The sequence below is a fragment of the Pseudonocardia xinjiangensis genome (assembly GCF_050948425.1).
GTDB classification, from domain to species: Bacteria; Actinomycetota; Actinomycetes; order Mycobacteriales; family Pseudonocardiaceae; genus Pseudonocardia; species Pseudonocardia xinjiangensis.
In genome coordinates this window covers 704,285-727,780 of sequence record NZ_CP192009.1, presented here as the reverse complement: position 1 = coordinate 727,780, position 23,496 = coordinate 704,285, and the positions used below count along the sequence as shown (strand labels likewise).

23 protein-coding genes and 1 tRNA gene are annotated in these 23,496 nt (G+C 70.4%); 13 read left to right on the top strand and 11 right to left on the bottom strand.

The window, feature by feature from the left end; all coding sequences use genetic code 11:
• Positions 1 to 98: 98 nt before the first annotated feature.
• The 3 genes from ACQPZA_RS03590 to ACQPZA_RS03580 are packed head-to-tail and all read left to right on the top strand — an operon-like array spanning position 99 to position 2,100.
• Positions 99 to 758 carry a glycosyltransferase family 2 protein gene (locus ACQPZA_RS03590; RefSeq protein WP_433278353.1) on the top strand — a complete coding sequence of 220 codons (660 nt, stop codon included), beginning with the start codon at positions 99 to 101 and terminating at the stop codon, positions 756 to 758.
• Entirely contained in the window at positions 755 to 1,468 is a 714-nt protein-coding gene (locus ACQPZA_RS03585) for a TIGR04282 family arsenosugar biosynthesis glycosyltransferase (protein ID WP_433278351.1), read from the top strand. The genes ACQPZA_RS03590 and ACQPZA_RS03585 overlap by 4 nt, the downstream gene beginning before the upstream one ends.
• Positions 1,465 to 2,100 (top strand): methyltransferase domain-containing protein, encoded by a 636-nt coding sequence (locus ACQPZA_RS03580; RefSeq protein WP_433278349.1) that lies wholly within the window; start codon positions 1,465 to 1,467, stop codon positions 2,098 to 2,100. Before ACQPZA_RS03585 ends, ACQPZA_RS03580 begins: the two co-directional genes overlap by 4 nt.
• Positions 2,101 to 2,242: 142 nt before the next feature.
• On the opposite strand, the gene ACQPZA_RS03575 is transcribed toward ACQPZA_RS03580, so the two are convergent.
• From ACQPZA_RS03575 to ACQPZA_RS03550, 6 genes are all read right to left on the bottom strand, one after another.
• Complete coding sequence (locus ACQPZA_RS03575; protein WP_433278347.1) at positions 2,243 to 3,493, bottom strand: S1C family serine protease; 1,251 nt, start codon at positions 3,491 to 3,493, stop codon at positions 2,243 to 2,245.
• Positions 3,494 to 3,565: 72 nt separating this feature from the next.
• Positions 3,566 to 4,903, bottom strand: a complete 1,338-nt coding sequence (locus ACQPZA_RS03570) for a sensor histidine kinase (protein WP_169396108.1) — start codon at positions 4,901 to 4,903, stop codon at positions 3,566 to 3,568.
• A 260-nt stretch (positions 4,904 to 5,163) separates the two neighbouring features.
• Positions 5,164 to 5,862 carry a response regulator transcription factor gene (locus tag ACQPZA_RS03565; protein WP_169396071.1) on the bottom strand — a complete coding sequence of 233 codons (699 nt, stop codon included), beginning with the start codon at positions 5,860 to 5,862 and terminating at the stop codon, positions 5,164 to 5,166.
• 98 nt (positions 5,863 to 5,960) lie between these two features.
• Positions 5,961 to 6,719 (bottom strand): alpha/beta fold hydrolase, encoded by a 759-nt coding sequence (locus tag ACQPZA_RS03560; protein ID WP_433278344.1) that lies wholly within the window; start codon positions 6,717 to 6,719, stop codon positions 5,961 to 5,963.
• A 100-nt stretch (positions 6,720 to 6,819) separates the two neighbouring features.
• On the bottom strand, positions 6,820 to 7,620 hold the full coding sequence (locus ACQPZA_RS03555; RefSeq protein ID WP_433278342.1) for an ABC transporter permease: 801 nt from the start codon (positions 7,618 to 7,620) through the stop codon (positions 6,820 to 6,822).
• Between the two features lie 29 nt (positions 7,621 to 7,649).
• Entirely contained in the window at positions 7,650 to 8,600 is a 951-nt protein-coding gene (locus ACQPZA_RS03550) for an ATP-binding cassette domain-containing protein (RefSeq protein WP_433278340.1), read from the bottom strand.
• A gap of 110 nt (positions 8,601 to 8,710) precedes the next feature.
• Here ACQPZA_RS03550 and ACQPZA_RS03545 point away from each other — a divergent pair, with 110 nt between their 5' ends.
• A complete protein-coding gene (locus tag ACQPZA_RS03545) occupies positions 8,711 to 9,484 on the top strand; it encodes a TetR/AcrR family transcriptional regulator (protein WP_433278338.1) in 774 nt (257 codons plus the stop codon).
• Here ACQPZA_RS03545 and ACQPZA_RS03540 read toward each other — a convergent pair.
• Complete coding sequence (locus tag ACQPZA_RS03540; RefSeq protein WP_433278336.1) at positions 9,465 to 10,187, bottom strand: SIR2 family NAD-dependent protein deacylase; 723 nt, start codon at positions 10,185 to 10,187, stop codon at positions 9,465 to 9,467. The genes ACQPZA_RS03545 and ACQPZA_RS03540 overlap by 20 nt on opposite strands.
• A 169-nt stretch (positions 10,188 to 10,356) precedes the next feature.
• On the opposite strand from ACQPZA_RS03540, the gene ACQPZA_RS03535 reads away from it, so the two are divergent.
• The 3 genes from ACQPZA_RS03535 to ACQPZA_RS03525 all read left to right on the top strand — a co-directional run bounded on the left by ACQPZA_RS03535 (position 10,357) and on the right by ACQPZA_RS03525 (position 12,296).
• Positions 10,357 to 10,432: transfer RNA gene (locus ACQPZA_RS03535), tRNA-Arg, on the top strand.
• Positions 10,433 to 10,732: 300 nt separating this feature from the next.
• Positions 10,733 to 11,581, top strand: coding sequence for a CPBP family intramembrane glutamic endopeptidase (locus ACQPZA_RS03530; RefSeq protein ID WP_433278334.1), 849 nt, complete (start codon positions 10,733 to 10,735; stop codon positions 11,579 to 11,581).
• Positions 11,582 to 11,855: 274 nt separating this feature from the next.
• Entirely contained in the window at positions 11,856 to 12,296 is a 441-nt protein-coding gene (locus ACQPZA_RS03525; protein WP_433278332.1) for a VOC family protein, read from the top strand.
• A 54-nt stretch (positions 12,297 to 12,350) separates the two neighbouring features.
• On the opposite strand, the gene ACQPZA_RS03520 is transcribed toward ACQPZA_RS03525, so the two are convergent.
• Positions 12,351 to 13,370 (bottom strand): hypothetical protein, encoded by a 1,020-nt coding sequence (locus ACQPZA_RS03520; RefSeq protein WP_433282664.1) that lies wholly within the window; start codon positions 13,368 to 13,370, stop codon positions 12,351 to 12,353.
• A 106-nt stretch (positions 13,371 to 13,476) separates the two neighbouring features.
• Between ACQPZA_RS03520 and ACQPZA_RS03515 the strand changes: the two genes are divergently transcribed.
• Positions 13,477 to 14,097: a TetR/AcrR family transcriptional regulator gene (locus ACQPZA_RS03515; protein WP_433278330.1), complete on the top strand. Its 621-nt coding sequence runs from the start codon at positions 13,477 to 13,479 to the stop codon at positions 14,095 to 14,097.
• 37 nt (positions 14,098 to 14,134) lie between these two features.
• Here the strand turns inward: ACQPZA_RS03515 and ACQPZA_RS03510 are convergent, their stop codons facing one another.
• The gene (locus tag ACQPZA_RS03510) at positions 14,135 to 14,512 is read right to left on the bottom strand and encodes a DUF4440 domain-containing protein (protein ID WP_433278328.1); all 378 of its coding nucleotides are present in this window, start codon (positions 14,510 to 14,512) and stop codon (positions 14,135 to 14,137) included.
• Positions 14,513 to 14,605: 93 nt separating this feature from the next.
• Positions 14,606 to 14,995 carry a winged helix-turn-helix transcriptional regulator gene (locus ACQPZA_RS03505; RefSeq protein WP_433278326.1) on the bottom strand — a complete coding sequence of 130 codons (390 nt, stop codon included), beginning with the start codon at positions 14,993 to 14,995 and terminating at the stop codon, positions 14,606 to 14,608.
• A gap of 88 nt (positions 14,996 to 15,083) precedes the next feature.
• Between ACQPZA_RS03505 and ACQPZA_RS03500 the strand changes: the two genes are divergently transcribed.
• Together ACQPZA_RS03500 and ACQPZA_RS03495 are read left to right on the top strand one after the other, a co-directional pair.
• Entirely contained in the window at positions 15,084 to 15,902 is an 819-nt protein-coding gene (locus ACQPZA_RS03500) for an NAD(P)H-binding protein (RefSeq protein ID WP_433278324.1), read from the top strand.
• Between the two features lie 217 nt (positions 15,903 to 16,119).
• Positions 16,120 to 16,818, top strand: coding sequence for an alpha/beta hydrolase (locus ACQPZA_RS03495; protein WP_433278322.1), 699 nt, complete (start codon positions 16,120 to 16,122; stop codon positions 16,816 to 16,818).
• Positions 16,819 to 17,357: 539 nt separating this feature from the next.
• On the opposite strand, the gene ACQPZA_RS03490 is transcribed toward ACQPZA_RS03495, so the two are convergent.
• The gene (locus ACQPZA_RS03490) at positions 17,358 to 17,633 is read right to left on the bottom strand and encodes a DUF4440 domain-containing protein (protein ID WP_433278319.1); all 276 of its coding nucleotides are present in this window, start codon (positions 17,631 to 17,633) and stop codon (positions 17,358 to 17,360) included.
• 179 nt (positions 17,634 to 17,812) lie between these two features.
• On the opposite strand from ACQPZA_RS03490, the gene ACQPZA_RS03485 reads away from it, so the two are divergent.
• The 3 genes from ACQPZA_RS03485 (at position 17,813) to dnaE (ending at position 23,487) form a co-directional block, all read left to right on the top strand.
• On the top strand, positions 17,813 to 19,057 hold the full coding sequence (locus tag ACQPZA_RS03485) for an alpha/beta fold hydrolase (protein WP_433278317.1): 1,245 nt from the start codon (positions 17,813 to 17,815) through the stop codon (positions 19,055 to 19,057).
• Positions 19,058 to 19,218: 161 nt separating this feature from the next.
• Positions 19,219 to 19,755, top strand: coding sequence for a GNAT family N-acetyltransferase (locus ACQPZA_RS03480; protein ID WP_433278315.1), 537 nt, complete (start codon positions 19,219 to 19,221; stop codon positions 19,753 to 19,755).
• A 168-nt stretch (positions 19,756 to 19,923) separates the two neighbouring features.
• Positions 19,924 to 23,487: a DNA polymerase III subunit alpha gene (gene dnaE / locus ACQPZA_RS03475; protein ID WP_433278313.1), complete on the top strand. Its 3,564-nt coding sequence runs from the start codon at positions 19,924 to 19,926 to the stop codon at positions 23,485 to 23,487.
• Positions 23,488 to 23,496 lie beyond the last annotated feature (9 nt).

Sequence of the window (23,496 nt, the reverse complement as noted above, 5' to 3'; positions counted from 1 at the left end):
CCGCGCAGATCCTGCACAGGCGGCGGTGACGACGACGTCACCGATCGGTAAGCGTGAACGACCCGCGTGACCGACCGGCTCTCCCTACCGTCGACGGCATGCCTCGTCCGGTCGATGTCATCCTCCCGTGCCTCGATGAGGCACAGGCGCTCCCCGGCGTGCTCGCCGCGCTGCCGGAGGGCTTCCACCCGATCGTGGTGGACAACGGGTCCACCGACGGAACGCCGCAGGTCGCGGCGGCCTTGGGCGCCACCGTGCTCCATGAGCCGCGCCGCGGGTACGGCGCGGCCGTCCACACCGGACTCGTGGGGGCCACTGCGGACGTCGTCGCGTTCCTCGACGCGGACGGCTCCCTCGATCCCGGTGCGCTCCCCGCGATGGTCGCGCTGCTCGACGTGGACGGACCGGGCGCTGACCTCGTGGTCGGGCGCCGGGTGCCCGTCGGCCGGGGCGCCTGGCCGTGGCACGCGCGCGCCGGGAACGTCGTGATCGCCGCGCTGCTGCGCCGCCGGGGCGTCCCCGTGCACGACATCGCCCCGATCCGGGTGGCGCGCCGCACCGCCCTGCTGGATCTGGGTATCGCCGACCGTGCGTTCGGCTATCCCCTCGAGCTCCTGCTGAGGGCGGGCGCGGCCGGCTGGCGGCTCACCGAGGTCGACGTCGGCTACCGGCCGCGCACCGGCGGCCGGTCGAAGGTGTCGGGTTCGGTGCGGGGCACCCTCCGGGCCGCCCGGGACATGGCGTCGGTGCTGCGATGACCGCGATCCTGGTGCTCGCCAAGGCTCCCGAGCCGGGCCGGGTGAAGACGCGGCTCTGCCCGCCACTGTGTCCGGAGCAGGCCGCGGAGCTGGCCGCTGCCGCGCTGCTCGACACCATCACGGCCGCGGCGACCGTGCCCGGCGCCCGGCCGGTCGTCGTGCTCACCGGCCTGCTGCACCGGGCCGCGCGGGGCACCGAACTGGCCGCGGCACTCCGAGAGGTCGCCGTGCTCCCGCAGCGCGGCGACGGGCTCGGCGAACGGATCGCGGCCGCCCACTGCGATGCCGCTGCGCTGTTCCCCGGGCATCCCACGCTCCAGATCGGGATGGACACCCCGCAGCTCGACGCTGCGCGGCTCGCGGCCGCGGCGGCCGCACTGGCCCGGCCCGGGGTGGACGCGGTGCTCGGCCCCGCGGTCGACGGCGGCTGGTGGGGGCTCGGCCTGCGCAGGCCCGCGGATGCCGCGCTCGTGGCCGCGGTGCCGACCTCGCGCGCCGACACCGGCGAACGCACCGGTACGGCGTTGCGCAGCGCCGGCCTCACCGTCTCGCTGCTCCCCGAGCTGTCCGACGTCGACACCGCAACGGACGCCCTCGCGGTGGCCGCGGCGGCCCCGGGCACCCGTTTCGCCGCCGCCGTCACGGGGCTGCCGCCCGGCCTGCTGGCCCGCGGGTCGTCGGCCGGGCCGGCAGAGCGGCGCCCGGCATGACGACCGCGGTGTTCGCGCCTGCACTCGCCAGACCCGGGGTCGAGCTGCTGCGCAGCGACGGTGGCAGCGCGCCGCTCGACACCGATCGCTGGCGGAGCACCGCGGCGGGCGAGGACAGCTGGCTGCTCGGACGCTGCCACGGGCCCACGCTCGACCTGGGGTGCGGCCCGGGCCGGCTGATCGAGGGTCTGGCCGCCCGGGGCATTCCCGCGCTCGGCGTCGACGTGGCGGCGGAGGCGGTGGCCCAGTGCCATCGCCGCGGGGCCGAGGTGCTGCACGCCGACCTGTTCGATCCGCTGCCCGGGGAGGGAACCTGGTCGCACGTCCTGCTGGCGGACGGCAACCTCGGCATCGGCGGCGACCCGGTGGCCCTGCTGCGGCGGACCGCCGCGCTGATCGGCCCGGCCGGCACCGTGCTCGTGGAGCTCGATGCCACCGAGCCCGGACTGTGGCAGGGGCTGGCGCGGCTGCGCTGGGACCACGGCGCGGGCCGGATGGAGCTGAGCAACCCGTTCCCGTGGGCTGCCGCCGGCGTGGCGGCGCTCCCCGGCATCGCCCGCCGCGCGGGGCTGCGGCTGACCATGCTCTACCGCGGGCAGCGCACCTTCGCGGAGCTGGCGGGCTGGTCGTGAATCGCGCCGGCGCTGGGAGGGGGTGCCGGCGCCGACGCGATCCATCAGTCCCTACCCACGGGGCACCGCAGGCGGGACGTCCGAAACGGAATCATCTTCAGACCGTTCTCGTCAACCACTGGGAGCACATGAGCGGTCACTGTCAGGACGCCGCGCCCAACGTCACCGAAACCGACCGGTCGGCGAGCTGGATGTCGACGACCTCGCCGGGTGCCCTGGACCGCACCGCCGCCTGCAGGCCGTCGCCCGCGAGAATGCGCTGGCCGTCGAACGCGATGACGAGGTCCCCGGCCTTGATCCCGGCGGCCTCGGCCGCACTGCCCGGTGTGACGCCCTGGATCCGCGCTCCCGAGACCTGCGGGTCGTTCCCGACGGTGACCCCCAGGACCGCCCGGGATGCCTTGCCGGTGCGTTCGAGCTCCTCTGCCACCCGCTTGGCCTGGTTGATCGGGACCGCGAAGCCCACACCGATCGAACCGCCCTGCTGCCCCGTGGTGGCGATCGCCGAGTTGATCCCGATGACCCGGCCCTCCATGTCCACGAGCGGGCCGCCCGAGTTGCCCGGGTTGATCGCGGCGTCGGTCTGCAACGCGTTGAGCACGGTCGCCTCGCTGGCCTCCTGGTCACCTCCCACGCTGACCGGACGGTTGAGCGCGCTGATGATGCCGGTGGTGACCGTGCCCCCGAGGCCCAGCGGCGAGCCGAACGCGACCACCTGCTGACCGACGCGTACCGCGTCGGAGTTGCCGAGCTCGAGGGCCGTCAGCCCGGACACGCCCTGCGCCCGGATGACGGCGAGGTCCGAGCTGGGGTCGCGCCCGACGATGGCCGCCGGGGCGGTGTCGCCGTTCTGGAACACCGCGGTGACCCGGCCGCGGTTCGCCGCCGCCTCGACCACGTGGTTGTTGGTGAGCAGGAGACCGTCGGTGCTCAGCACCAGCGCCGACCCCTCCCCCGCCGAGCCCGACCCCTCGACCCGCAGCTGCACCACCCCGGGCAGCACGCGCTCGGCGACCGCCTCCACCGCGCCGGCCGGCAGCGCGGCCTCCTCGACCGACGGGAGCGGAACGCCGAGCACGCCGGTGGAACCGCCGGTGCTCCTGCTCTCGGCGAGCGAGTAGCCGACAGCGCCGCCGATGCCGCCGGCCAGTACCGCGCCGACCAGACCGAGCGCCGCGAGCCGGGCCGACCGCCGCCTGCCGGATGCCGCCGGGGGCGGCGGCGGCCCGTACCCCGGGCTGCCGAGGGGGTAGCCGGCGGTGCCGTACGGACCGGGAGGTGGGCCGGCCGGGTAGGAGGGCCCGGCCCCGTAACCGCCTGCCCCGTCCGGCGTCACTCGCGGGTTCGGGCCGGTCGGCGTCGCGTCGGGGTCGTCAGGGGTCTCGTTCGCCATGCCATCCACCGTGTCCGAATTCGCCGGGATTCAGTCCGGTGAGCCTAGTCGGAGCGATTCGCGACGACCTGTTCAGAAGCGTGGTTGGCGACCGGGCAGCCGCATGGCGAGCAACGCGCCACCCTCCGGGGCCCGGCCCGCCCACACGGCGCCGCCGTGGCGCACCGCCACCTGCCGGACGATGGCCAGCCCGAGCCCCGAGCCGGGCATGGTCCGGGACGTGGCGGAGCGGTAGAACCGGTCGAACACCCGGGGCAGGTCCTCCTCGGCGATCCCGGGCCCGGCGTCGGCCACCTCGAGCACGACCGACCACTCGTCCACGGGACGCACCTGTACCCGGACCTGGCCCCCGGCCGGGCTCCACTTCGCCGCGTTGTCGAGCAGGTTGAGCACGGCGCGCTCCAGGGCGGTCGAGTCACCCATGAGCGTCCACGGCACGAGCGTCGGCACGAACTCCACGTCGCCCGCCCGCCGTCTGGCCCGTTCGAGGGCGCGCAGAACCACGTCGGTCAGCTCCAGCGGTTCGTGCACCACGAGCGGCACATCGTCGCGCGCCAGCTCGACGAGGTCCCCGACCAGCGTCGACAGCTCCGCCACCTGGGCCTGCACGTCGTCGAGGATCTCGGCGCGGTCGGAGTCCGGCAGTGTCGGCGCCCCGGGCCTGCTGGCCGCCGCGAGCAGCTCCAGGTTGGTGCGCATGGACGTCAGCGGGGTGCGCAGCTCGTGTCCGGCGTCGGCGACGAGGCGCCGCTGCTGCTCCTGGGACGCGGCGAGCGCGCCCAGCATGTCGTTGAAGCTGCGGGTGAGCCGCGCGAGCTCGTCCGACCCGTCGACGGGGATCGGCCGCAGCTCCCCCGTGGCGGCGACCCGCTCGGTGGCGGCGGTGAGCCGGTCCACCGGACGCAGCCCCGCCCTCGCGATGACGACGCCAGCGAGCGCGGCGAGCACCACCCCGATCCCCCCGACGATCGGCAGGGCGACCCCCAGCTTGGTGAGCACCTGCTGGGTGGAGTCGAGCCGCTGCGCGATCACCAGAGCCTGGTCGGCGCCGGCCTGGACGGCCACCACGCGGTACTGGACGCCGTCCTCGGACGCGGTGCGGGTGGACGACGTCTCGAGGCCCTGGGCCACCGCCAGCTCGTCGACTCCGAGCGGGGGCGCCGACGCCTGGCCCTCAGCAGAGCTCGCCCGGCCGTCCGCCAGGAGGAGGGCGAGCCGGATGTCACCCGCGCCGAGCACCTCGGTGGGGATGGTGGCCAGCTGCCGCGGGTCGGCCAGCTCGCTCTGGGCGGCGGCGGACGCCCGTTGCAGCAGGTTGGCGTCGAGTGTCTCCAGGATGTTGACGCGCACGGTCACGAACGCCGCGACCGACACCAGCACCACGGCGAGCGCGGCCACCAACGCGGCCATGATCCCGATCCGGGCGCGCAGCGAGACGTGGTCGAGTGCCTCGATGCGTGGTGTGGAACCGTCCGGGCGGCCCTGTCGCGCCGGTCGCGCCGGCCGGATGCCCGGGCTCGTCTGGTCGGCCTCGGTCTGCGGGGACGGGCCCTCGGCCCCGTCCGGAGCGTTCACACCCCGGCCGACGATGCCGAGGCGCTCACGCAGCGCGGCGATGCGCGACCCCACCCGGTGGCGGCCGGCGTCGATGCGCCATCTCGCCCGCTCGCTCACGGCGGCGTGTCACGCAGGACGTACCCGACCCCCCGCACGGTGTGGATCAACCGGGACTCCCCGTCCGCCTCGGTCTTGCGGCGCAGGTAACCGATGTACACCTCGAGCGCGTTGCCGGTGGTCGGGAAGTCGTAGCCCCACACCTGCTCGAGGATCTGGGCGCGGGTGAGCACCCGGCGGGGGTGGGCGAGCAGCAGCTCCAGCAGCGAGAACTCGGTGCGGGTGAGGCTGATCGGCCGGTCCCCCCGCCGGATCTCGCGGGTGTCGGGGTCGAGGGTCAGGTCGCCGAACTGCAGCGACCTGCTCGGACCGTCCATCCCGTCGTTCTCGTCGGGCGTCCGGCGGCGCAGCAACGCCCGCAACCGCGCGAGCAGCTCCTCCAGGGCGAACGGCTTGGGCAGGTAGTCGTCGGCGCCCGCGTCGAGGCCGGCCACCCGGTCGGACACGGCGTCGCGGGCGGTGAGCACGAGGATCGGCAGGTCGTCGCCACCACTGCGCAGCCGCCTGCACACCTCCAGGCCGTCGACGCGCGGCATCATCACGTCGAGCACCATCGCGTCCGGCCGCTGCGTGAGTACGGCATCGAGTGCGGCCTGCCCGTCATTCGCGAGTTCGACCTGATAGCCGTTGAACGCGAGCGAACGGCGCAACGAGTCGCGGACGGCCCGGTCGTCGTCGACAACAAGGATGCGCATGACACCTAGTGTGACCTGCGCGTCTGAGACGCGCCTGAGAGGTACTTGTGCAGAGCACCATGTGTTTTCCGCAGTCGGGGTGGCTATGGGCCCCGTGGTCAGTCACCGAGGAACTCACGGAGAACGGCGACCGTGTCCGGGTTCTCCATCCAGAAGCCGTGCCCGCCGGCGATCTCGACGAGCCGAGCACCGGGAACTCCGTCGGCGATCTCGTGGGAATGGGCAGGCGCGACGAAACCGTCGCCGGTGCCCGTCATCACGAGAGTCGGCACCCCGATCTTCGCCAGGTCCGCCCGGACATCCAGCCGCGTGGCGAGATCGAGCTGGGCGGCGGCACCGGGCTGCCTGCCTCTCGTGATCTGCTCGACCAACAGGTCGATCTGCTCGTCGCTCGACGCGGCGAGCGACCCGTCCGAAAGGCTCAGCAGGACCATCAGCTTGCTCACCGCCTCGTCGTCGCCGGAGAGGGCGGCCCAGATCTCGAACCACAGGCGCAGGCTGGGCCGCGGCCGGGCGAACCCGGCGAGCAACGCCAGCCGCGACACGCGGGCGGGGTGACGGGTGGTCACTCTCAGCGCGATACCCGGCCCGAGAAGGACCGCGGCGAGCGTGAACCGCTCCAACCCTGCGTCCTGGGCGGTGGCGACCACCTGGTCGGCGACGGTGTCAAGTTCCAGCGGGCCGTCCGGGAGGGGGCTCTCGCCCGAACCCGGCAGATCCGGGACCACCACCGTGTGGCTGTCGGCGAGATCTCTGGGCACCGGTCCCCAGGAGTCAACCCCCGTAGTGCCGATACCGGGCACGAGGACGATTCCTGGGCCGCTGCCGTGCATGTGGTACGACAGCGGTTGCACCATCCAGCGACGCTAGCACGATCTTCGTCGCCGCTATTTGCGCTGCTCTCGCCGCATATCCGGCATCGGGAGCCGGGTCTCGGCACGCTCCGCGGGCCTGGCGTCAGGCGCGGTTGCGACGGCGGTAGAGCCAGGTCGAGCCGGCGAACGCGACCACCAGGATCCCCACCGTCCAGGCCAGTGCCACCCAGCCCCGGTCGCCGACCGGCGTACCCGTGAGCAGGCCGCGCACCGTCTCGATGACGGGGGTGATCGGCTGGTGCTCGCTGATCCCCTGCAGGACCGAGGGCATGGTGTCGGTGGGCACGAACGCGCTGCTGAGGTAGGGCAGGAACAGCATCACGAATCCGAGCACGCTCGCCGACTCCACACTCTTCGCGATGACTCCGAGCCCCGCCGCGAGCCAGGACAGCGCGAGCACGTAGAGCAGCACCAGCCCGGCGACGAGCACCCAGGCCCCGAGGGAGGCGGTCGGGCGGAAGCCCATGGCCACCGCGGCCAGCACGACGATCGTGGTGGAGAGCGCGTTGCGCGCGACGCTGGCCGTGACGTGCCCGGTGAGGACCGCGGAGCTGCGGATCGGCAGCGACCGCAGCCGGTCGATCATGCCGCTGGTCATGTCGGCGGCCACGGACATCGCCGTGGACGACGCCCCGTAGCCCGTGCAGAGCAGGATGATCCCGGGCACCACGTAGGTGATGTAGGCCGTCCCGGTGTCGATCGCACCGCCGAACACGTAGACGAACAGAACCATCATCAGCAGCGGCAGGACGATCGACATGAAGAGCGTGTCGAGGTTGCGCCGCGACAGGCGGACGCTGCGCCCGATCATGGTCAGAGCGTCGCCCGCGGCGTTCCCGAGGCCGCCGTGGGTGCGCTCCCCGGTGGCTGTTGCGGTGGTCATGGTGGTCCTCCGGTCGGGGTCGATGACGGTCATGCGGGGACGGCGGCGGGGACGCGCCCACCGGTCGGGGCGGTCACGGTGAGGAACACGTCGTCGAGCGTCGGGCGGTGCGACGTCACCCGCGCGACCCGGACCCCCGCACTCCGCAGGTGGTCGAGCACCTGGTGCAGGTGGTCCGCGCTCCCGTCGGACGCGACGCCGAGCACGAGCCGCCCCGGATCGGCCACGCAGCCACGCCCCGGGAGCAGACCGGCCGCGCGGGCGAGCTCGACGGGGTCGGCGAACTGCAGGTCCAGCCGCTCCCCGCCGACCTGCGCCTTCAGCTCGTCCGCCGTGCCCGACGCGGCGATCCGCCCGTGGTCGAGCAGCACGATCCGGTCGGCGAGCCGGTCGGCCTCCTCCAGGTACTGGGTGGTGAGGACGATCGTCGTCCCGCCCCGCACCAGCTCGGTGATCGCCGCCCACATCGTGGCGCGGCTGGCGGGGTCGAGGCCCGTGGTCGGCTCGTCGAGGAAGATCACCCGCGGCGCAGCAACCAGGCTCATCGCCAGGTCGAGCCGGCGGCGCATCCCGCCGGAGTAGGCCTTCACCCGCCGGTCCATCGCCTCGACCAGGTCGAACCGCTCCAGCAGCTCCAGCGCCCGCCTGCGCGCGCCGACCCGGCCCAGGTGCATCAGCCGGCCGACCATGACGAGGTTCTCGCGGCCCGTCTGCTCGACGTCGACCGCGGCGTACTGGCCGGTCAGGCTGATCGCCGCGCGCACCTTCGCCGGCTCGCGGAGGACGTCGTACCCCGCGACCGTCGCGCGGCCGCCGTCCGCCCGGGACAGCGTGGTGAGGATGCGGACGGTGGTCGTCTTCCCCGCCCCGTTGGGTCCCAGCAGGGCGAGTACCGACCCCTCCTCGACCTGCAGGTCCACCCCGTCCAGGACCACGGTCGATCCGTAGGCCTTGCGCAGGCCCGATGCCTCGACGATCATTCGCCTCTCCCCTACTGCGTATGAGATACGCTCAAAAGCGTAGCTGATACGCAGTAGGGCGTGGAAGCCCCCTTCCTAGACTGGTGCCCGTCGACGACGAGAGGGCGCGGATGGCCGACCAGACGGACCTGCCGGACGAGGTCGCCCTGCTGTGGGGCCTGCGGGAGGCGCCGCGGAAGGGGCCCAAGCCGTCCCTCACCGCCGGGGACATCACCCGTGCGGCCATCGAGCTCGCCGACGCCGAAGGGCTCGCGGCGGTGTCGATGTCCCGGGTCGCCGCCCAGCTCGGCAACTCCACGATGGCGCTCTACCGCCACGTGAAGAGCAAGGACGAGCTGCTCCTCCTGATGCTCGACGCCGCCCTGGAGGAGCCGCCGGACCTACCCGGCGACACGGACTGGCGGTCGGGGCTGACGCTCTGGACCCATGGTGTGCTGGCCGCGATCAAGCAGCACCCGTGGTACGCCCAGCTACCGCTGGGCGGGCCGCCCGTCGGGCCGCAGAACCTCGCGTGGTTCGAGTGCGCACTCGCCGCCCTGTCCCGCACCGCGCTCGAGGAGTACGAGAAGGTCGGCGTCGTGATGGGCCTGCTGACCTATGTGCACGGTCAGGTCCGGCTCAGCTCGGCACTGGCCGCGGGACATGCGAAGAACCCGGACGCGTTCAGCCGCCAGTACGCCGCCGTCCTCACGCGCGTGGTGGACCCCCGCCGGATGCCGGCACTCGGCAGGGTGCTGGCGGCCGGGGTGTTCGACGTCGACTCCCTGCTCGAGGAGCAGGACACGGACGCCGACTTCGACTTCGGCCTCACGCTCTACCTGGACGGGCTGGCGGGCTTCCTCGCCACCCGCACCCCGTCGACGGTCAGCGCACCCAGTCCGTGAGCACGTCCTGCGCGTCACCCACCACGCGGACGTGGAACGCCGGGTCGAGCTCGCCGTCGGGGTACAGGTCGACGTTCACGCAGTAGGCGCCGGCCGCCCGGGCGGTGGGAGCGAGCCAGGACGCCGGGGCGACCCGGCCCGAGGTGCCCACGGCGAGGAAGAGGTCGCACTCCGCCGCGAGATCCCGGGCGGTGCTCAGGTCGTCCGGGTCGAGCATCTCACCGAACAGGACCACGGCCGGACGAGCCGGCTCCCCGCACTGCGGGCACTGCGGCGGATCGGTCCGCACCACCTCGTCCGCCCGGCCCGTCCAGCCGCAGAACGCCTCGTCGAGGCACCGCGCGCGACCCGCCGAACCGTGGATCTCCACGACGTTCCTCGACCCGGCCTGCTGGTGCAGCTCGTCGACGTTCTGGGTGATCACCGACGCCCCCGCGTCCGCGAGTGCCCGGTGGGCCACCGTGGGCCCGGAGCGGCTGGCCTTCTCGTACATGCCACCCCAGACCGACCACAGGGCGTCGACGTTGCCGGGCAGCAGCTGGACGTGCATCGCGCGTTCCATCTCCGGCGACAGCCGCCAGAGGCCGTCCGGCCCACGGAACGTGCCCAGGCCTGCGGCCACGCTGATCCCCGCTCCCGTCAGCGCGCAGACCCGGGTGAACCGGTCGCGGGGCGCGACCTCGGCGAGCGTCTTCACATCCACGTGCGTTCCGACCTTCCCGTGCCGCCTGTCCCAGCAGCCACACCTGCGATCATCCCACCGCCGCGGGCGGGGTGTCGGACTCCGCAGGACCAGCCTGCGGCCGGCACCCCCACAGCACCCGGGCCGAGGGGCCACACCCCCCGCTGCGCAGCTAGGATCAGCGGGGTACGCCCTCGTAGCTCAGGGGATAGAGCATCGGTTTCCTAAACCGTGTGTCGCAGGTTCGAATCCTGCCGGGGGCACCACGCGCTAGCAGCAAGAATCGGCCCCTTACCTGCCCAAACAGGTGGGGGGCCGAGCTTGTTCTGCCCGGTGCTGTCCGGCCGTGGCCGGCCAGATGCGGCTATCCGTGTGGACCCACGCCGACAACGCCCCATCCCGAGCCGCCCCTGAGAGAGCAGGCTTCACCCGCAATCGGTCTGGCGACCGACTGCGCGAGGTCAAGGGCGAAGTCAGGCCGACGGCCGCCTACCAGTTGCGTCGACACGCAGCCGGCAGATGTGGCGAAGTTTGTCGCATCTGCACGGTCCGGCCATGCTGGCGAGGTGAGCCACGGTGCGACGACTCCCGACCGCCACGAGGGCCGGTCCCTCGCGCGCCCCCCGTGGACCCAGCTGCTGGCCGCGACACTCGTGGTGGTGTCCGCAGTCGCGCTGTTCGGCCTGCAGGAGCGGCTGGTCGGGTACGCGCTGATCGTCGCCGGTCTGGTCGTCGCGGCGGTGGTGGACCGCATGCTGTTGCGGCACCTGATCTTCATCGCCGCCGGCCTGGTCGTCATCAGCACGATGTCGCTGGAGGCGGACCTGAGCAACGCCGCGATGGTCCGGTTCGCGATCACCCTGTCGGCGGCCGTCGCCCTGCCATACGCCCTCTCCCGGTGGTGGTACGGGGAGGACATCATCACGTTCCCGGTCGGAACCGGGAACCGGTGGAGCCGGTTCGAGTTCGGCTACCTGGCCCTGGTAGTTGTCGGGGGCTACCTCATCCTGCCGGTGTACTTCCTGGGCTCGGGCGCCTACCGGAACTGGCCGGACATCGCCGGCGCCAACGAGATCATCCGGCTGTTCATCGGGGTGAACGCCGTCGGGCTGTGGGACGAGCTGTTCTTCATCTGCATCGTCTTCGCCCTGCTCCGCCACCACTTCCCATTCTGGCAGGCGAACCTCCTGCAATCCGTGGTGTTCGTCTCGTTCCTCTGGGAGCTGGGCTACCGCGGCTGGGGTCCGCTGCTCACGGCGCCTTTCGCCCTGCTGCAGGGCTACATCTTCCAGCGCACCCGATCATTGCCCTACGTGGTCACCGTCCATCTGACCTTCGACGCCATCATTTTCGGCATCCTCGTGCACGCCTACAACCCCACCCTGGCGGACATCTTCCTGACCGACCCGCGATAGCGCGGTCCCGGCCAGGTTTCCCGGAAGATCCGTCCGTGCTCGATCAACGCGCGTAGCTCCGCTCCAGGCGGTAGCCACTCACTGTCGTGGCCACGTGCCGAATTCGCCGCCGTCCAGCCCGGGACCGAACACCAACCCTCCACGCTTTCCGGCACGCGCCACGGACACGGTTCACGCCGGCAGGCGGGGCGATCTCGTGTCGAGACCGGACGGGCGGCTCCGTCCCAGTGGCGGATGCGGCCATCGTGGCCGTACAACACCGAGGAGACCTGGCATGGCGATCCAGCGCATGGACAACGTTCTCATCGTCGTCGACGACCTCGACGCCGTCATCTCGTTCTTCGTCGAGCTCGGCATGGAGCTGGAGGGCAAGGGGCCGATCGAGGGCCCTTGGGTGGAGCGTGTCATCGCGGTCGACGACGTCCGGCAGGACATCGCGATGCTGCGGACCCCCGACGGCCACGGCCGGATCGAGCTGGCGATGTTCCACACGCCGAAGGCGATCAGCTCCGAGCCGAAGGATGCACCGGCGAACACGCTGGGCATTCGCCGCATCATGTTCGCCGTCGACGACATCGAGGACGTCCTCGCCCGCCTGCGCACCCACGGCGCCGAACTCGTCGGCGAGGTGGCGCAGTTCCAGAACAGCTATCGGCTCTGCTACGTCCGTGGCCCCGAGGGCATCGTCGTCGGACTGGCCGAGCAGCTCAGCTGACGGCCGCCGGAGGGACCGTGGATCGCCGTCCGGCCGGCGAGAGTGCCGAGTTCGTCATCGGTAGAAGTCGGCGATCGCGCTGAAGGCGAGCTTCGGTTCCCATGGCATGTCGGGGTAGGTGTCTCCGTAGCGGTCCTCGAGGACCTTGACGATGCCGTAGCTGGCAAGGTCGAGGTCCTCGCTCGGCGTTCCGTCGGGACAGTGCGGGAAGTCGTCGAGCGCGAAGATGAACACGAAAGCGCTGTCGACGCCTTCGGCATCGAAGACCTCCAGCAGCTCACGCACGTAGGAGGCCTGGCCGGCTTCGTCCCGGGCGTAGTCACCGTTCAGTCGGACCGGCCATCCCGTCTCCTTGTCGTACTCGACGATCTCCAGTCCGCGCGCGCCCCGGTCGCCCGCGCCGCGGTAGCCGGCGGCACCGAACTCGGTGACCGCGACCGGCTTGCCCAGCGCGACCAGGTCCCGCACCCCGTCGACGAACTGGTCCTCGATCTCCTTCGAGCGGTAGAGGTCGACCGACACGAAGTCGAAGGGCGTCCAGTCGACGCGGTCGAGCGGCACCGAGGCGTATGTGATCTTGCCTCCGAACCGTTCGCGGACCACAGCGACGGCGGCGCCGAGGAAGTCGTTGACGCGGGCGCCGACCTGCCCGATCGCCTCGCGCGCCCGGTCCGATCGGGTCAGGAGCGCCACCCGCTCGTCGGTGCTGTCGCCGGGCAGGAATCCGGGGTTCATCAAGCTCAGCTCGGCGCCGGTGACGAACACGACCTCGCCGCCCTGCCGCCGAAGCCGCTCCGCCCTCTCGGCGCAGTCGGCGAACAGCGACAACATCTCTTCGGTGCTCAGCTCCAGAGGGTACGGGGAGAACCACACCTCCAGGCCAAGGTCGATGGCGATCCTCGCTGCCGTCTCGATCCGCTCCGGATCGCCGCCGATCACGCGGACCGCGGTGCAGTGCAGATCGTCGTGGATGACGCGCAGCTCACGCTCGATCAGTGCCGGGTCGAAGGACACACGGGAGTTCACACCCCGAAGGACGAACCCGGTGCTGTAGCTGATGCCCTTGGCGCGCATGGCCACCTCTCCTGCCGATTGGGTACTCAACGTACCCTATCTTGCCGCCGCGGAGCCATCCCGTCGATACTGGGGGGAACGAGCGGAACCGGATGCGAGGACGACCATGACGGACGACCCGGCCGAGCAGGTCCGGGGTGGACAGACGCGGCGCCGGGGGGCGGCGCTGGAGCAAGCGATCCTTCGTGCCGCGGTCGACGAGATCACCGAGCACGGATACGCCGGGCTCACCATGGACCGGGTCGCCAGGAGAGCGGGCACCAACAAGAACGCGATCTACCGCCGCTGGCCGGACCGTCTCGCGCTGGGCGTCGCCGCCTACAAGCAGCTGACCACGACGGTCCCCCTCCCGGACACCGGCCACCTGCGCGCGGATGCCCTCGAACTCCTACGCGGTGCGAACCGTCATTGGAGCTCCCCGCTCGGCATGATCCTCCGGGAGCTGGTCTCCGCGGCCGGTGGCGCTTCGGGGCTCCTCACCCGGCTGGCAGAACAGTCCGCCGACGCACTGGCCGCCCCCTGGCTGACCGTCCTGGGCCGCGCGGTGGCACGTGGCGAGATCTCCCCGGAGGCACTTCACCCTCGGGTCGCCACCGTCGCCATCGTCCTGCTCCGCAACGAGTTCGTTGTGCGCGGAGTGCCGACCGTCCCCGACGACGTCCTCGTCGAGATCGTCGACGAGGTGTATCTGCCGCTCGTCCGGCAGCGCGGTGCGACATCGACCTGATCCCCATGCGAACGCTGCGCCGTCTCCCCGGGGTCGGCTACGCAGTGCCGCTCGGGGTCTGCTGGTGGAACGTCAACCGCCACCCCGAGGGGCGCCGGACATAAAGGCTGCCGATCAGCGCCGCGTACTCGGGCCCGTGCCCGCGCCGGGCCACCACCTCGTAGGTGACGAGCCCGGTGTCCGTTGTCGGATGGTGCTCGGTCAGCCGTTCGATTCGGTACGTCGACCACGGCGGCCCGCTCATCGCCTCGATGATCGCGGCCCGATCGTCGAGCACGAGGCCGCCGGGCAGCAGCATCACCACCGTGTCGTCGAGCACCTCGCGATAGAACCCGGCGCCCGCCCCCTCGATGGCCAGCGCCTGCCACCCCCGCTCCTCCAGATCGGCCGGTCCGCCTTCCTCATGAGTCCGCATGGGGCGCAATCCTGCCAACGCCCAGCGCTCCGGTCATGGACGAAAGGGAACCCCCTTCTCCAGGTCGATCGGAGTCGCTCGATCCACAGCCGCTCAGCTTCGACGGTTGTGAGCCTGTTGCCGTGCGTCGTAGTCCAGGCGTGCCCGGTCGACCTCGGCCAGGTTGACCGACCATTCGGCGAGCGTGGCGAACAGGGGCGCGAGGCTGCGCCCGAGCTCGGTGATCTCGTACTCCACCCGGGGTGGGATCTCGGGGTGGTGGGTGCGCACGACGAGCCCGTCGCGTTCCAGCTGCCGGAGCCGCTGCGTCAAGACCTTGGGCGTGATCGTGGTGATGCGGCGTTCGAGCTCCCCGAACCGTTGCCGCCCGTACTCGTGGAGCGTCCACAGGATCGGGGTGGTCCAGCGGCTGAAGACGATGTCCACCACGGGGGCGATCGGGCAGGCCTGCTCCGGAGCGACGGCCGATGTGGTTTCGATCACTTCACGCCCACTTTCCTCTGGGTACCTACTGGCAGATCGAAAGTAGCGTCGCCGCGTCAGTTCAACCAGCGCGGACCAGGAGAAAGACATGATCGTGGTGACGGGAGCGACGGGCAACGTCGGGCAGCCGCTCACGCGGGCACTCGTCGAAGCAGGCGAGGACGTGACGGCCGTTTCCCGAAGGCCGGTCGACGTGCCGGCCGGAGTCCGGCACGTCCAGGCCGACCTGAGCGAACCGGAGAGCCTCGGGCCCGCCCTCGACGGTGCTGTCGCGTTGTTCGTCCTGACCTCCTCCGACTTCATGACGAACGGCGATCTCGGTGACGTCATGACCGCCGTGCGGGCGGCCGGCGTCCGGCGGGTCGTGCTGCTGTCCTCCCAGGGCGTCGGCTCCGGACGCCACCCCGCAGTGCTGGAGGACGCCGTCACGCAGTCCGGTCTGGACTGGACGATGCTGCGGCCGGGCAACTTCGACTCCAACACGTTCCAGTGGGCCGGCTCGGTCCGCGCACGACGGGTGGTCGCGGCGCCGTTCGGCGACGTCGCGTTGCCCGCCGTCGACCCGGCCGACATCGCCGAGGTGGCCGCCCTCGCCCTGCGCGAACCCGGCCACAACGGCGCGATCTACACGCTCACCGGGCCGGAACCGATCTCGCCGCGACAGCAGGTCGCGGCGATCGCAGACGCCCTGGGCGAGCCCGTGCGGTTCATGGAGCAGACCCGCGCGGAGGCGCGGGCCCGGATGCTGGATCACATGCCCGGGCCCGTCGTGGAGGCCACCCTCGCCATCCTCGGCGAACCGTCTGCCGCGGAGCAGCGCGTCAGCCCGGATGTGGAGCGGCTCCTCGGTCGTGCACCTCACACCTTCGCCGATTGGGCGTCGCGCAACGTCGCGGCGTTCACGTGACCCGCCAGGAGGCGCTGCCGGCCTCGCTCGGACTCTGGGTCGGCGTCCGATCTGAGTTTAGATTTAGTACTTCATCGAAACAAGGTCGATGTACAGTGCTCGCCGTGATCACCACAGACTGCCCAGGGTTTCCATGACGCCGGTTATGTCCTGTTTTCAGCCCTGGCCCGTTTGTGTTGATCATCGTTAATCCGTTCGTTCCCGAACAGAGGTTTTCATGACACTTCCTGCACTCCTGCTCGTCCCCGGCGCCTGGCACAAGCCCGCGCACCTGCAGCACCTGATCGACGAGCTCGACGGCGTCGACGTCCACACCGTCTCCCTGACCAGCTGCGGCGACGATGTGAACACGCTCGGTGACATGTTCTCCGACGCCGCCGCCATCCGCGCCGCGGTCGATGCGATCGACGGTCCGGTGATCGTCCTCGCGCATTCCTACGGCGGCATTCCGACCACGCAGGCACTCGCCGGTGCGAGCAATGTCCGACGCATCATCTACCTGGCGGCGTTCCAGCTCGATGCAGGTGAGTCCCTGCTCTCGAGCGTCGGGAGCAGCCCTGCGCCGTGGTGGGTGATGCACGAGCACGACGGGGGCGCCGGGGACTACATGACGGTCGACAACCCCGCCGACGTGTTCTACGGCGACGTCGACGCGGCCCTCACCGAGCAGGCCATCGCAGATCTGGGCTACCAGCGCTACGCCGGGAAGACCCAGGAGCTGACGGAGGCCGCGTGGAAGGGCATTCCGAGCACCTACATCCTGTGCGAGGCCGACAACGCCCTTCCGCCGTTCGCACAGGAGCTCTTCGCGAAGCGCGCCGAGAAGCTGCTGCGGCTCACCACCTCCCACTCCCCCTTCCTGTCGCAGCCCGCCGCACTCGCGCAGATGATCAAGGGTGAGCTCGCCTCCGTCTGAGGTGCACGCTTCCCGCCAAGGTGTACTCCCCGTGCAAGGCCCGGAACGTCGCCGAAGCCGCTCCGGGCCGCGTAGAGCCGTGCCGTCCGCACGGCAGGAGCCCGCGGTGGACGAGCTGATCGAGTTCGGCGACGGGGTACGCCCCGGCGGTGGCGGACCGTTCCGCGGTCGGTGGTCAAGAACTACTGAGCGCCCGTTCCGCCGGCCGGGACCGGGCGCCGCTACAGCGGGTAGGTCTCGTCGGGGGCCGTCAGGCGCAGGGTGGCGCCGGTGACCAGGGTGGCGCCGAGGCTCTCGACCACCGGGATCCGGTGCATCGGGTCGAACTCCGACGCCCCGTGCCCCGCGCCCCCACCACTCCCACGTCGATCTCGCCACTACGGACGGTGCGTTGGCCCGGTTATCCGGGGACTGTCATGACATGGATGCCACGGCTGCGCTGACGCACGGTGGAGCCATGTCAGAAGCACTCACACTCAGCGTGGCCGGCCACTGGATCGGCGGGCAGGTCGTCGCCGCCGACTCCGCCACCGAGGTTGTCAACGCCGAGCCGCCACCTCGTAGGTGACGAGCCCGGTGTCCGCCGTCGGGTGGTGCTCGGTCAGCCGTTCGATTCGGTACGTCGACCACGGCGGCCCGCTCATCGCCTCGATGATCGCGGCCCGGTCGTCGAGCACGAGGCCGCCGGGCAGCAGCATCACCACCGTGTCGTCGAGCACCTCGCGATAGAACTCGGCGCCCGCCCCTTCGGTGGCCAGTGCCTGCCACCCCCGCTCCTCCAGATCGGCCGGTCCGCCTTCCTCATGAGTCCGCATGGGGCGCAATCCTGCCCACGCCCAGCGCTCCGGTCATGGACGAAAGGGAACCCCCTTCTCCAGGTCGATCGGAGTCGCTCGATCCACAGCCGCTCAGCTTCGACGGTTGCGAGCCTGTTGCCGTGCGTCGTGTCCTCCCAGGGCATCGGCGCCGGACGCCACCCGAGGCACGGACCCTGATGCTGATCGGGATGGGCGGCTCGGGTAAGCCGGGCATCACCTACACGTTCGACGACCAGGCCCGATACCTGGACGCGTGGTTCGACACCCTCGGCCTGGCCAGCGTCGTCCTCCTCGGACACGACTGGGGCGGCGCACTCGCCTTTGACTGGGCGGCCCGCCATCCGGGCCGGGTGCGTGGCGTCGCGTTCGCCGACACGATCGTGAAACCCATGTCCTGGCGGGACCTCGCGCACGGCGGTCGAGAACTGCTCCGGTCGATCATTACCCCGGGAATCGGGCATTTCATCACGAACGGCCCTTGTTCGCGCCACGGGCACAACATTGCGGCCACCGGTCGTGCCGTTCGCCGACTGATCCGGTACGTCCCTCGACTCCCAGCAGATCGAAAACTGCACGGTTGGAGATCGATGTACAGTGCTCGCGGTGATCAACGCGGGCCACCCGGAAACGCGACCGCGGATCGCGAGGTCGTAGCGTCCTATATCTACTTTTCGGCTCACCGCGCTGATCTTCTATGTCCGTTCTTCCTGACAGAGGTTTCCGTGACACTTCCTTCGCTCCTGCTCGTCCCCGGTGCCTGGCACAAGCCCGCGCACCTGCGGTACTTGATCGACGAGCTCGACGGCGTCGACGTCCACACCGTTGCCCTGGCCAGCACCGGCGAAGATCTGACGACGTTGGGTGACATGTACTCCGACGCCGCAGCCATCCGCGCCGCAGCCGAGGCGATCGACGGCCCGTTGGTCGTGCTCGCACACTCCTACGGCGGTGTTCCGACCACTCAGGCACTCGCCGGACTGAGCAATGTCCGGCGCATCGTCTATCTGGCGGCGTTCCTGCTCGACGAGGGTGACTCCCTGCTCTCGAGCGCCGGGGGCACCCCTCCGCCGTTCTGGGTGATCCACGAGCAGGACGGGGACGCCCAGACCTACATCACGGCCAACGATCCTGCCGCGATCTTCTACCGCGACGTCGACCCTGCCGTCGCCGAGCAGGCGGTCGCCGACCTGGGCTACATGTCCTACCTCGCGACCACCCAGCCGCTGACGGAGGTCGCCTGGAAGGAAATTCCCAGCACGTACATTCTGTGCGAGTCCGACGACGCCGTTCCGCCGTTCGTACAGGAGCTCTTCGCGAAGCGCACGGAAAAGGTGCTGCGGAGCAACACCTCCCACTCCCCCTTCCTGTCGCAGCCGGCCGCGCTCGCGCAGATGATCAAGGATGAACTCGCCTCCGTGTGAGGTCGCGCTCCCCTGAAGTTCGCTCCCCGTGAAAGGCCCGGAACGTCACTGAAGCCGCTCCGGGCTACGTACATCCAACGTTCTTCAGGTTCTCGGGGGGCGGCGACGATGCCGATGCGGCGGCCGTGCTCCTCGGCCGGTCCGATCACTATCGTCACGGTGTGCCCGACCTGATCGCGCCCACCGCACGCCTGCACACCGCCTGGCTCGAGGCACGTGACGACTGGGGGCCCGGCGTCCACGAGGACGGTTTCGGGCTGCGGCCGTCCGACGAGGTCGACTCGCCTGCCGGGTTCAGGGCCTGGGTCGCGCGACTCGTCGACGGGTCGGATCCGGCGAAGCCGGTGGAGGCCGGCCGGCTGCGGGCCACGTGCCGGTGGATCGTCGAGGACGACCGGGTGCTCGGCGGGATCGCACTGCGGCACGGACCCGACGACCACGTGCTGCGGCTCGGCCACATCGGCTACGGCGTCCGCCCGTCCGCGCGCCGACGCGGACTGGCCACCTGGGCCCTGGGCAGGATGCTCGGCGAGGCGCGGGGAATCGGCCTGGACCGGGTGCTGGTCGTCTGTGCGGCCGACAACATCGCCTCGGCGCGGACGATCGAGCGCAACGGCGGTGTCCTCGACGAGGTCCGGGACACCGGACTCGGCGCCGTGCGGCGCTACTGGATCACGATCGGCGAGCCGGGCGCATGACTCCTCCCGGCGCCGAGGCGGCAGCCCCGGCCTGCGCGGCCCCGGACGCGCCGCCCACCCGTTCAGCCCCGAGCACAAGCCGCTTCGACGACGCGCGCCGGGACCTGGGAGGCGCGGGCCCGAAGGCCTGGTAGAACTGTCGGGCAGCGCGAGGGAGAGACGGGGCCTGTGGCGGATTCATTTGTTCACCTGCATGTGCACACCGAGTATTCGATGCTCGACGGCGCAGCGAAAGTAAATGCGCTGTTCAGCGAGGCCGAGCGCCTCGACATGCCTGCGGTGGCGATGACCGACCATGGCAACATGTACGGCTCTGCGGAATTCTACCGCCGCGCCACGAAGAGCAGCGTCAAACCGATCATCGGTATCGAGGCGTATCTCGCGCCAGCCAGCCGGCACATCAAGAAACCCATTTTCTGGGGCCAGGCGTCGCAGCGGGGTTCTGACGAGTTCGGTGAGGGCGGCGACGTCTCGGGCGCGGGCGCGTACACGCACATGACGATGGTGGCCCGCAACGCCACCGGCCTGCGGAACCTGTTCAGACTCTCCAGCCTGGCCTCGTTCGAGGGCTACTACCGCAAGCCGCGCATGGACCGCGAACTCGTCGCGGAACACGCGGAAGGAATCATCGCCACCACCGGCTGCCCGTCCGGAGAAGTGCAGACCAGGCTACGTCTCGGCCAGGAAGCCGCAGCGCTGCAGGCGGCGAGCGACTACCGCGACATCTTCGGGCGGGAGAACTTCTTCCTCGAACTGATGGACCACGGCCTGCCGATCGAACGCTCGGTTCGCGAGGGCCTGCTCACGATCGCGAAGAAGCTCGATCTGCCGCCGGTCGCCACGAACGACTCGCATTACGTGACGAAGGATCAGGCCGAAGCGCATTCCGCTCTGCTGTGCGTGCAGTCGGGAAAGACCCTCGACGATCCGAACCGTTTCAAGTTCGACGGCGACGGCTACTACCTGAAGAGCGCGGCGGAGATGCGCGAATACTGGGACAAAGAAGTCCCGGGGGCCGCCGACAGCACTCTGCTGATCGCTGAACGCGTCGAGTCGTACGCCGAGGTCTACGCCGAGATCGACCGGATGCCGCGATTCCCGCTGCAGCCCGGCGAGACGGAAGACGACCTGCTCCGCGCGGACGTCGAGAAGTACACGCCGTCGCGATTCCCCAACGGCTTGTCAGCCGAATACAAAGAACGTATCGAGATCGAGCTCAGCGTGATCTCGAAGATGGGTTTCCCGGGCTACTTCCTGGTGGTCGGCGACCTGGTTCGCTGGGCCAAGTCCCAGAAGATCGCCGTCGGGCCCGGCCGGGGCTCGGCAACCGGTTCGCTCGTGGCCTACATCCTGCACATCACCGACCTGGACCCGATCGAGCACAAGCTCATCTTCGAGCGGTTCCTGAACCCGGAGCGGGTGAGCCCGCCCGACATCGACCTGGACTTCGACGAGCGCAGGCGCGGCGAGGTGATGCGCTACACCGTCGACAAGTGGGGCGAGGAGAACGTCGCCCAGGTCATCACCTTCGGCACGATCAAGACCAAGGCCGCGCTCAAGGACTCGGCCCGGGTTCTGCACGGGCAACCCGGTTTCTCCATCGCCGACCGGATCTCGAAGGCGCTGCCGCCGCCTATCGCGGCGAAGGACATTCCGCTCTCCGGCATCTTCGACCCGACCCACGAGCGGTACGCGGAAGCCACGGAGGTCCGGACCCTCTCCGAGACCGACCCCGAGGTCGGCAAGATCATGTCCACCGCGCGCGGGCTGGAGGGACTGGTCCGCAACGCAGGCGTGCACGCCTGCGCGGTGATTCTGTCCTCCGAACCGCTGCTCGACGTCATCCCGCTGTGGAAGCGCGACGACGGTTCTGTCATCACCGGATGGGACTTCCCGTCGTGTGAGGACATCGGCCTGCTGAAGATGGACTTCCTCGGGCTGCGCACCCTCACTGTTGTCGACGACGCGGTGAAAGCCGTCGCCGCGAACCACGGCATCGAGATCGACCTGCCGACGCTCAAACTGGACGACAAGAAGACCTACGAGCTGCTCACCCGCGGCGACACGCTCGGCGTGTTCCAGCTCGACGGCGGTGGGATGCGGACGCTGCTGAAGGCCATGGCGCCCACCCACTTCGGTGACATCGCCGCGGCGCTCGCGCTCTACCGGCCGGGCCCGATGGCCGCCAACGCGCACATGGACTACGCGGAGCGCTCGAACGGGCGGCAGAAGATCACTCCGATCCACCCGGAGCTCCAGGACGCGCTCGACCCCATCCTCGGCGAGACCTACCACCTGCTGGTCTACCAGGAGCAGGTGATGGCCATCGCCCAGCAGCTCGCCGGCTACAGCCTCGGCCAGGCCGACCTGCTGCGCCGCGCGATGGGCAAGAAGAAGAAGGAGATCATCGAGAAGGAGTTCGAGGGGTTCCGTGCCGGCATGACCGGCAAGGGCTTCTCGGAGGAGGCGTGCCAGACCCTCTGGGACGTCATGCTGCCCTTCGCCGGGTACGCCTTCAACAAGTCACACACCGCAGGCTACGGGCTCGTCGCGTACTGGACGGCCTATCTGAAGGCCAACTATCCGGTCGAGTTCATGGCTGCCCAGCTGACCTCGATCGGCGACAACAAGGACAAATCGGCCGTCTACCTGGCCGAGTGCCGCCGGATGGGCATCAAGGTCCTCCCGCCGGACGTCAACGACTCCGACCTGTGGTTCTCCGCGGTCGGCGGCGATATCCGCTTCGGGCTCGGAGCGGTGCGCAACGTCGGCGCCAACGTCGTGGAAGCCATCATCGAGACCCGCAAGAACAAGGGCCGGTTCACCTCGTTCAGCGACTTCCTCGAGAAGGTCAGCCTGGTCTGCTGCAACAAGCGCACCATCGAGTCGCTGATCAAGGCAGGCGCATTCGACTCGTTCGGCCAGCCCCGCAAGTCGCTGCTGATGGTCCACGAGGATGCCGTCGACGCGGTCACCAACCTCAAGCGCCACGAGGAGCGCGGCCAGTTCGACCTGTTCGGCGGCATGGGTGACGGCCCGCCGCCCGCCGAGAGCTCGCCGCTCGCCCACCTGAAGATCGGTGACGAGGAGTGGCCGCGGAAGCAGATGCTCGCCTACGAGCGCGAGATGCTCGGGCTCTACGTCTCCGCGCATCCCCTCGACGGAACCGAGCGGATTCTGCGCAAGCACGCTCCGCGGCCCATCGCCGCGATCCTCGACGACCCGCCGAAGGAAGGTGAGGTCGCCATCGCCGGCATGATCGTCTCGGTCGACCGGCGGGTGAACAAGAAGGGCGAGCCCTGGGCGATCGTCACGATCGAAGACCTCGACGCCGCCATCGAGGTGCTGTTCTTCCCGAAGTCGTACCTCGCGATGCACGAGGACCTCATCGCCGACTCGGCCGTCGCGGTCAAGGGACGGGTCAACATCCGCGACGAACAACGGATGTCGATCTTCGCGTCGGGAATCATCACTCTCGACGTGGCCGCCGCGCAGGCAGGCTTGGGTGAGGCGCCGCTCGTGCTCAAGGCCGACGCACTGAAACTGGACCACGCGGTGGTGTCGGAGCTGAAGTCGGCGCTCGTGGCGCATTCGGGCAGCACCCCGCTGACGCTGGTGCTGTGCTACCGCAACCGGGAGACACCGCTGGCGATCGACGGATTCTCGGTGACCGTCTCCTCCGCCCTGCTCGGCGAGCTCAAGCACATCCCGGGGATCGCGGTCGCGTCCTAGTGTCCGGAC